Here is a 7,758-nt window from a genome sequence, read left to right as displayed (position 1 = left end):
GGCGGGCCCGGCGCCGGCGCGGGTCAGCAGCGCGTCGAGCGCGCGGGCGACGTCGGTCTCGTTGGTGTCGTCGCCGCCGCGCTCGGCGACCAGGTCGCGGGCCGCGCGCCAGGTGAACTCCGCGAACGGCTGCGGCGCGAGCCGCAGCTGGGTCCAGGCCGTGGTGATCCAGCCGCCGGTCCAGTGGTTGCGGACCCAGACTTGGCTCAGGTCGTAGGGGTCGTAGTGGACCGCCCAGCGCCCGCCCTTGGCGGTGATGCCGGAGTCCTGCCGGCGCAGCGGCGCCAGGGTCGGGTCGTCGTAGGTGCGGTGGTCGAGGTGGACCCCGTCGTGGTTGATCCGGCGCCATTCGACCGGCAGCAGCTCCAGGTAGTCCTCGCCCACCAGCGTCAGCGGGACGTAGTCGGCCGCGGTGATCAGCGCGGCGAACATGTCGTTGGGCGACAACGACCTCGTCGGCAGGTGCGGGTCGCGCAGCCCGTCGTGCGGACGGGTCTGCCAGCCGGCCAGAACCCACTCGTCGAACAGGTCCTGCAGCTGCGACAGCGTCCAGACGGTGCGCTCGTCGACGTCGGTGCCGCGGTGAGCGACCGAGGAGCCGGTGTAACCGGCGACGTGCTGGCAGAACAGCGTGTTGATCGACCCGAAGGTCCGCTCGACCATCGCCTTCTCGGTCGGGCTGCGCGGATGTGCGGGCTGGACGGAGATCTCTAGCCGTTCGCAGGCGCGTAGGAACGTCTCGGAGATGAACGCCTTCCCGCGGTCGACGATCACCGTCTCTGGCGCGATGACCGGCTTCGCGGCGGCCTGCTCCAGCCGGGCGTCCAGGGTGAGCAGCCGGGCGTGCGGAATCCGCGACGCCGCCATCGACAGCGCCTCCGACCAGCCGGGCCGCATCGGCTCCGGGATCAGGGTGCGGGCGAGCAGCAGCGCGGCGTCGACGGCCTTCGTGCCGTGCGGGCGCAGGATCGCCGCGGCGATGGTGCGGGTGGCGATGTCCAGGGCGATGGTGAGTTCGACCCGGCCGACGACTCCGTCGTCGAGGACCGCCATCACGTCCAGCGGGGTGGTGTCGATCTGGACCAGCTCGCCCGGCCGTGTCGCGGTGGTCGGGGTGAACGGCGCGTCGGGCCGGTTGGCGTGGGTGCGGCGCGAGGTCGCTGGCCCGAAGGTGTGCAGCCCTGCCGCCAAGCCGTCGACGAGCCGCTCGAAGGTCCGCCGCGAGGGCATCGGGACCGCGCCGTCACCGTGCTCGGCGGCCAGGGCCTGTTCGACGACGCGGCGCAGCCGCATCTTCGTCCCTGTCGAGCGCGGTGCTTCGGCGGCGATCGCCGCGCGGGTAGCGGCGATGACGCGCTCGTCGACGCGGCCGTGCGGGCTGGCCGGGCGGGTGTGGCGTTGGTCGACCAGGCCCCAGAGCCCGGAGCTGCGGTAGCGGCCCCGCATCCGCTTGACCGTGCGGGCGCCGGTCGGCTGACCGGCGGCGGTCAGCTCGGCGGCCTTGGCCTGGTCCCGCTGCTCGACGGTCGTGACGGCCGGGTCGAACCCGGGCCGCGGCGCGGCCGCGCCGGGCGCCAGCCCGGTCTCGGCTTCCAGGACGTGGCGTTCCCAGTCCCTGGCCCGGGCAAGGACCTCGGGCGGCAGGGCTTCCAGCAGGCTGACCGGCTCCAGCTGGGCGCGCGGCGCCTCGGCGGCGGTGGCCAGCAGCTCGAACCCCGGCGAGGACAGCAGCGCGGCGAGTAGGACCAGCTCGGTGCGCCCGGCGTCGTCGGCCAGCCGGATGGAGCTGCCGACCGCGGTGACCGTCCAGACCGCATCGTCGAACCGGACCCGGTCACCGGGCGCCAGCGTCTGGCCGGCCCGGCTCACCGCGGCCTGCTGGTCGGCAGCGGGACCGCGACGACGGTGTTCTCGTGCAGCAGCACCGACAAGTTCGTCTCCAGCTCCGCCGACCACAGCAAGTGGAAGATCACCGGCAGCGTGGCCAGCGGGTCGCCGAGCAGCCGCGCCAGCTCCAAGACCGGGTGCGGGACCGCCGCGAGTTCGAGGGCGGCGGCCGCGATGTCGGCGCGGCGGCAGCGGGTGCGGCGATAGCCGGCCAGCCAGCGCAGGTTCGCTGCCTGGACCGGGTCGGGCTCGTGCGCGAGCTCGTAGCGCCAGCCGATCTCGGCGCAGGCCCGCTCGGTCGCGGCGAACGCCGCGGCGTCGGCGGGCTTGATCCGTCCGGCCGGGCGGCAGTCGATCACCAGTCCGGTCCCGTCGGCCAGGCGCGCGAAGTAGTCCGGGGCGTGCCGGCGACCGCGGCGGCCGTCGTCCCAGGTCAGCCAGAACGGCTGGGAGGCCAGGCCGACGACGTCGGGGGCGAAGTCGAGCCGGACGACGTGGTCGCGTTCCAACCACGACTCGAACCCGACGTGGCGGCGGTTGGTCGCGCACCACCACCAACCGGTGTTGTTGCGCTGGCCGCGGAACGACGGGAACGACCGCACCGGCGCGACGTCCTCGAACGCGTGCCCTGCGGCGTCGGCGAGCAGAAGACGCTGATCAGCGCCGTCGCGGCCGGCGAACCCGACGCGGAAGCCCGCAGCGCGGCTCGGCGCCGTCGCAGGCAGAGGCGCAGCGCCCACCGGTCGTCCCCCAGGCCAACGTCATGATCAACGAAGCGGGCCAACTGTACTGACCGCACGACACGATCGTGGACCGGGGCGACGAACAGCCGCGCTGCGAGTGGCCGCGGATAGCGTCTCGACTCGTGACCGAACCCGTCTACGTGACCAAGACACGAACTGCCTACGACACCGTTGCCGACTCGTATGCCGAGACGCTGAAGGACGCGCTGGACGCCAGCCCGTGGGACCGAGCGATGCTGGGCACCTTCGCGGAGCTGGTCGGTGAAACCGGCCCTGTTGGTGACCTGGGATGCGGTCCGGGACGGTTGACGGGATACCTCGCCTCGCTCGGGCTGGACGTGTTCGGAGTCGATCTTTCCCCCGGCATGGTCGACGCGGCCCGCTGGGCGCATCCCCAGCTGCGCTTCGAGGTCGGTTCACTCGAGGCTTTGGCGCTGGACGACGGTGGCCTGGCGGGCGCGCTGGCGTGGTATTCGCTGATTCACACGCCACCGGAGCTGCTGTCGTCGGTGGTGGCGGAACTGGCGCGGGTGCTGGCTCCGGGGGGACGGCTGCTGATGGCGTTCCAGGTCGGTGACGAGCGTCGCCACATCTCCCAGGGCTACGGCCACGAGGTTTCCATGGACGCCTACCGGTTGCAGCCGGACTTCGTGGCCGGCCTGTTTACCGCAGCGGGTTTGGACGTGGAAGCCCGGTTGGTTCGCGAGCCCGAGCCGCCGCACGAGAAGACACCGCAGGCTTACCTGATGGCCCGCAAGCCAAGCTGATCGTCCCGCTCGATTTTGACGCGGTCGGACTGGGCATCAGGTCGTGCCAGGTCACTTGACCACGGGCCACGTGCGGGCCAACTCGAGTGACCACAGGCCAGATTGGTTGACCGCTGACAGCCCCGATGTGTTCACCGGCTTGTGGGCAAGCGAGTCTGGGATACCAGCGGATCCCCCCGCAACACCTCTGACCAGCGTCCTCGCTGTCCCCAAGGGGTGGTGTTCTAACGTGATCCCCCGTATGAACCCCATCATGATCCCCCGTGTGAACCCCCGACGGAAAGCACTGTACGTGCAGATGATCTTCTTGGCGGCTACCCAACGTGACCTTTGACGGTGGGCAGTTTCGGCTGTTCCCCGTACGGTCGAGATCATCGCCACGACGCGGGGAGGTTGAGGTTGGCATCGCGGTCGCACTAGCAAGCACGGCCGCACCGGCAGCAGCCACAGGGGGCGCGCTGCCGAACGGCGACATGACAGGCGCGGCGAGGGGGGCCGGGTCAGCGCACACGGGGAGGCGCCATGAAAGTGGGGAACGAGGGGTTTCTGCGGGGTTTGTACGACCTGAAGTACCTTTTCGGGGACAAGTGGGCACCGGTCATCCTGGTCACACTCTCGGATGGCCCCATGCGACGGAAAGAGATTCTTTCCACGATCAGCTCGTATTCCATCGGCGAGGAACGGTCGGACAAACACAACACGCTGCACGATAGCATTCTGGAGCGCACGTTGAACAAGATGACCGAAGAAGGACTTTTGACGCGCGAGCGGCGCACGGAGGCTTTTCCAGCCACGGTCATCTACTCGTTGAAGCCAGAAGTTCTGGAGTTCTTGTCGCTCACGAGGCGCTGGTTGGATGGGCGGACCGGCACCCGGAACTCATCGCGCAAGCCCAGGCGTACGCCCGCCGCAATGGCGACGACATGGACACGCTCACGGGCGTCGCCGAGTCGGACGGCCTCGACGTCTCGGACGACTACGACGACGAATATCGCGACGAGGGACCCTGACCGGCGCTGTCCGGCCCGGTCCGCGACGTGCGACGCGACATCACCAGCCCCGCACCGCGATCGCGCCACCATGTCACCTGGCCGTGTCAACTGGCCGCGCTACGACCACGTTCGCCCTGGCTGGCCAACCTCGCGGGAGCGGCCGGTGTGTCAGCGGCGAAGGTGTCGGAGGTGTCGTCGCGGTGTTGGCCCAGCCGGGCGGCCAGCCCACGGGCCTGCGGTGTGGGCGTCTCGTCGACTTCGGCCAGCCGGGTGGTCAGCAAGGTCAGCGTCCGCGGGATGGCGTCGAGCTGCCCGAGCCGGTCTTGCAGGCGCATGATGTCGCGGTAGAGCAGCTCGTTGTGCGGGTCGAACGCTCGCGCGACCTCCAGCAGGTCCAGCGTCTGGGCCGGGTCGGTCTCGACCAAGGCGCGCGCCAGCGCGGCCACGGCGTCGATCGCGTCGCGGCGGATCGCCTCGCGCGCGGGTTCGAGCCACTCGCAGGTCATGCCCTCGGCCAGCGGGCCGCCGTAGCTGTTGACCACCTCCCGGTAGGCATCGACCCGCGCTTGGTCGGTCGATGCGGCGCGGCGGGCGGACACCGCGTCCGCGAACCGCCAGTAGTCGACCGTGACTTTCGTCGGATCAAGTTGGTAGCGGCCGTTGCCGACCACGGCGATGTCGGTCACCGTCCCGTTGGTGGCGGCGGCCACCGTGTGACGCATCCGGGACAGCGCGGTGTGCAGCGCGTTGGTCGGCCGGGACGGCGGGTCCTGGCCCCACAACGCCGACACCAGCGCGTCGCGGGCGATCCCCTCGGGGTGCAGCGCGAGCAGCACCAGCAGCTCCCGTGTCCTGGGCTGCAACCCACCGGTGATCTCCCGGTCCTGCCGATCGGGGTCGGTGGCGCTGGGGTCGGAATCGGGGTTCCAGTACACGCGGAGCGGGCCGAGGACGGTGATCATGATTGGTACTGGAGCCGGGTCAGCGGCGGTCGTGGCGTGCTCGCCGGTGTGCGCCGCGTCGTCGTCGGCCTCACCGCTGACCTCGTCGCTGGCCTCGTTGGGGACTGTGGTGTCGGGCGTACGCGGCGCTGTGGACTGCTGGCGCGGGGCAGCCGGTGGGCGCAGCCGAGCGCCGGGTGCCGTTGCTCGGGCCGAGCCAAGAATCTCCAGTTCGGCGCCGGGAGGATCCGGTGGCTGGACAGTCGATGTGACTTCCAGGTTGGTCCGCTCGGTATCGGCGGCCACTTCGCCGTCGTACTCGTCGCCGTCGTAGTCATCACCGGCGGAGTCGTCACCGGCGGCCGGTTCCGCCGCCGCGATCCGGGGACTCGGCGTCGGCGGTAGGGCCACCTCGTCGTCAGCTGGCGTGTCGGAGTCGGCTTGGCGCAGCAGCGTCAGCAACGCGGCGGTGTCGTCGTCACCGAGCCGGAACACCTGTGTTCCACGCAGGGCTTCGCCCAGGCCGGGGCTGGTGGCGGAGATGGTGCCGTCCTCACGGACGTAGCAGGTGACGCCGGGCTGCCACTGGCCCAGCAGCAGCCCAGTGATGCCGAACGGCGCGCCGTTGTCCAGGACCGCCTGCAGCCGCTGCCGCTGGTGCGGTGGTCGTGCCACCAGCACCAGCGCCGGCCCCGACCCCGGTGCCCTGGTGTGCTCGCGGCCAGCGGCGGCCCGCACGAGGGTTTCGGCCTCCAGCGCGTCGAGCGCGTCGTCGAGGTCCGGGACCACGCGCAGAACCGCGGGCAGGGGCGTGTGCGCGGCTGCCCGCCCGAGCAGCCCGGCCAGGTCGTCGGCCGGGACCAGCATCGAGGTCCCGACGGGCTGTGCCGTGGCCGCTGGGCGGCCAGTGGTGGCGGTGAGTGCGGCGACCAGCAACGCGCGGACCGCCGCGGGGGCACCTGCTCCGACCAGCCCGAGACCGCGTGCGGTCGCGAGGTCCAGGGCGATCTCGCGACCGTCCCGCACACCCAGGCCCGGAGCGAGGACGGGCCGCTCGCCAGTATCGATGCCACTGCCAATCCCAGCGCCGGTCTCGGCGCCGGTCTCGGGTGCGCCCATAACGAGTGTTGGAGGCAGTGGCACGCGCGGGGGTACACGTCGTGGGCGCTCGCTCCCACCGGAGCCCGCGGAGCCGGAGAAGTCCGGGTGGTCGCCATCGCCCAGGTCGTCCAGGTCGTCGAGGTCGAACCCTGTGTCGTTCTGTTCGGCGCGCAGGTGCGCCAGGCGCAGCTGGTATACGACCGGCGCGACGGGCAGCTCGTCGCGGTCGCCGCTGCCGGGCCGGTACCGGCCGTTGTGGCGGCGGCGAGCGAGTATGAGCGCCGTGCTCACCGCGGCGGCCAACCCGAGGCCGACGAACAGCTCCGGCCCCCACCGGAAACCCGGTTCCCGCGTGGCCGAGTTCGCGCCGGTCTCCGTCGACGGCTCCTGTGGGGTCGAGGGTGCGGGTGTCGCCGGGCTGGACGGCGGTGCAGTAGTCGTCGGCGGTGTGGTGGTCGGTGGCGGTGGGGGCGTCGGCTCGGGAGGAGCGGGCGGTGGGGGCGGGTCCTGCGGTCGTGGTAGCGGCGGTGGTGGTGGGACGGTCGCGTCCGCGGGGAGTGTGAGTTCCTGGCCGGGAAAGATCAGGCTGGAGTGGGTGAAGATGTGGCCGTAGGGCTGCGGTTTGCCCTTGTTGAGCTCGAAGATCTCCGGCCAGCGCGCACCGTCGCCGAGGGTGCGCTCGGCGATCCGCCACAACGAGTCGTGCACCCCGTTCTCCGGCGCCCGCACTACCACCGATTCCGGACGTTGGGGTGCGCTGACGGCGGTCGAGCCACCCGCGAAGACACCGGAGGTGTGGGTGGCGAACACGGCGCCCTGGACGGTCGGCTCTCCGTCGTGCAGTGGGTCGTGCCAGGCCGGGGCGGTTGCCACGATACCGGTCCCCAGCGCGGTGGCGGGCGACGTGGTTGGCGCCGGTGGGGGGCGGTTGCCCAGCACCGACAGCACAACCGCGCCGACCAGAACCCCCGCGAGAGCGTGCACAGGACCGGCGACGGCGAAGTTCGGCAACCGGGCGGCCTCGACGCCGTCACGTGCCAGCTCCACTGTGCAGCGGCCGACGTCGATCGTGAAAGCGGCCCAGGTGATCCAACAGAGGCAGGCTAGGACGTCGAGCAGGAACGTGGCGGTCATCGGACCGAGCAGCACCCCTTGGACCTCGGCCCAGGTCGGGACGTGGTCGGGCAAGGGCCAGCCGACGTAGTGCCACAACGCCCACGGCAACCCCACGACGAGCGCACCCAGCACCGCGGCCGCGATCAGTCCTCGCACGACCCGGCCGACGAACCGGACTGTGCTGGCCAGCACCCACCACACACGGCGACCC

The 7,758-nt window shown here is 71.4% G+C and carries 4 protein-coding genes; 1 reads left to right on the top strand and 3 read right to left on the bottom strand.

Going from position 1 to position 7,758, the window contains the following annotated elements:
- Nucleotides 1–1,869, bottom strand: a 1,869-nt coding sequence (locus tag ACRDTB_RS25160; protein WP_431434145.1) for a Mu transposase C-terminal domain-containing protein, incomplete at its 3' end; no start/stop codon positions are given.
- Nucleotides 1,866–2,627 carry a TnsA-like heteromeric transposase endonuclease subunit gene (locus tag ACRDTB_RS25155; protein WP_431434142.1) on the bottom strand — a complete coding sequence of 254 codons (762 nt, stop codon included), beginning with the start codon at nucleotides 2,625–2,627 and terminating at the stop codon, nucleotides 1,866–1,868. The genes ACRDTB_RS25160 and ACRDTB_RS25155, both read right to left, overlap by 4 nt.
- A 125-nt stretch (nucleotides 2,628–2,752) precedes the next feature.
- Here ACRDTB_RS25155 and ACRDTB_RS25150 point away from each other — a divergent pair, with 125 nt between their 5' ends.
- A complete protein-coding gene (locus tag ACRDTB_RS25150) occupies nucleotides 2,753–3,397 on the top strand; it encodes a class I SAM-dependent methyltransferase (protein ID WP_431434140.1) in 645 nt (214 codons plus the stop codon).
- 1,096 nt (nucleotides 3,398–4,493) lie between these two features.
- Here ACRDTB_RS25150 and ACRDTB_RS25145 read toward each other — a convergent pair.
- Nucleotides 4,494–7,739: a BTAD domain-containing putative transcriptional regulator gene (locus tag ACRDTB_RS25145; protein WP_431434138.1), complete on the bottom strand. Its 3,246-nt coding sequence runs from the start codon at nucleotides 7,737–7,739 to the stop codon at nucleotides 4,494–4,496.
- Between the last annotated feature and the right edge of the window lie 19 nt (nucleotides 7,740–7,758).

Origin of the sequence: Actinophytocola sp., from assembly GCF_050699935.1 — a bacterium.
Lineage (GTDB): Bacteria > Actinomycetota > Actinomycetes > Mycobacteriales > Pseudonocardiaceae > Actinophytocola.
This window is presented reverse-complemented; position numbering and strand designations above follow the sequence as displayed.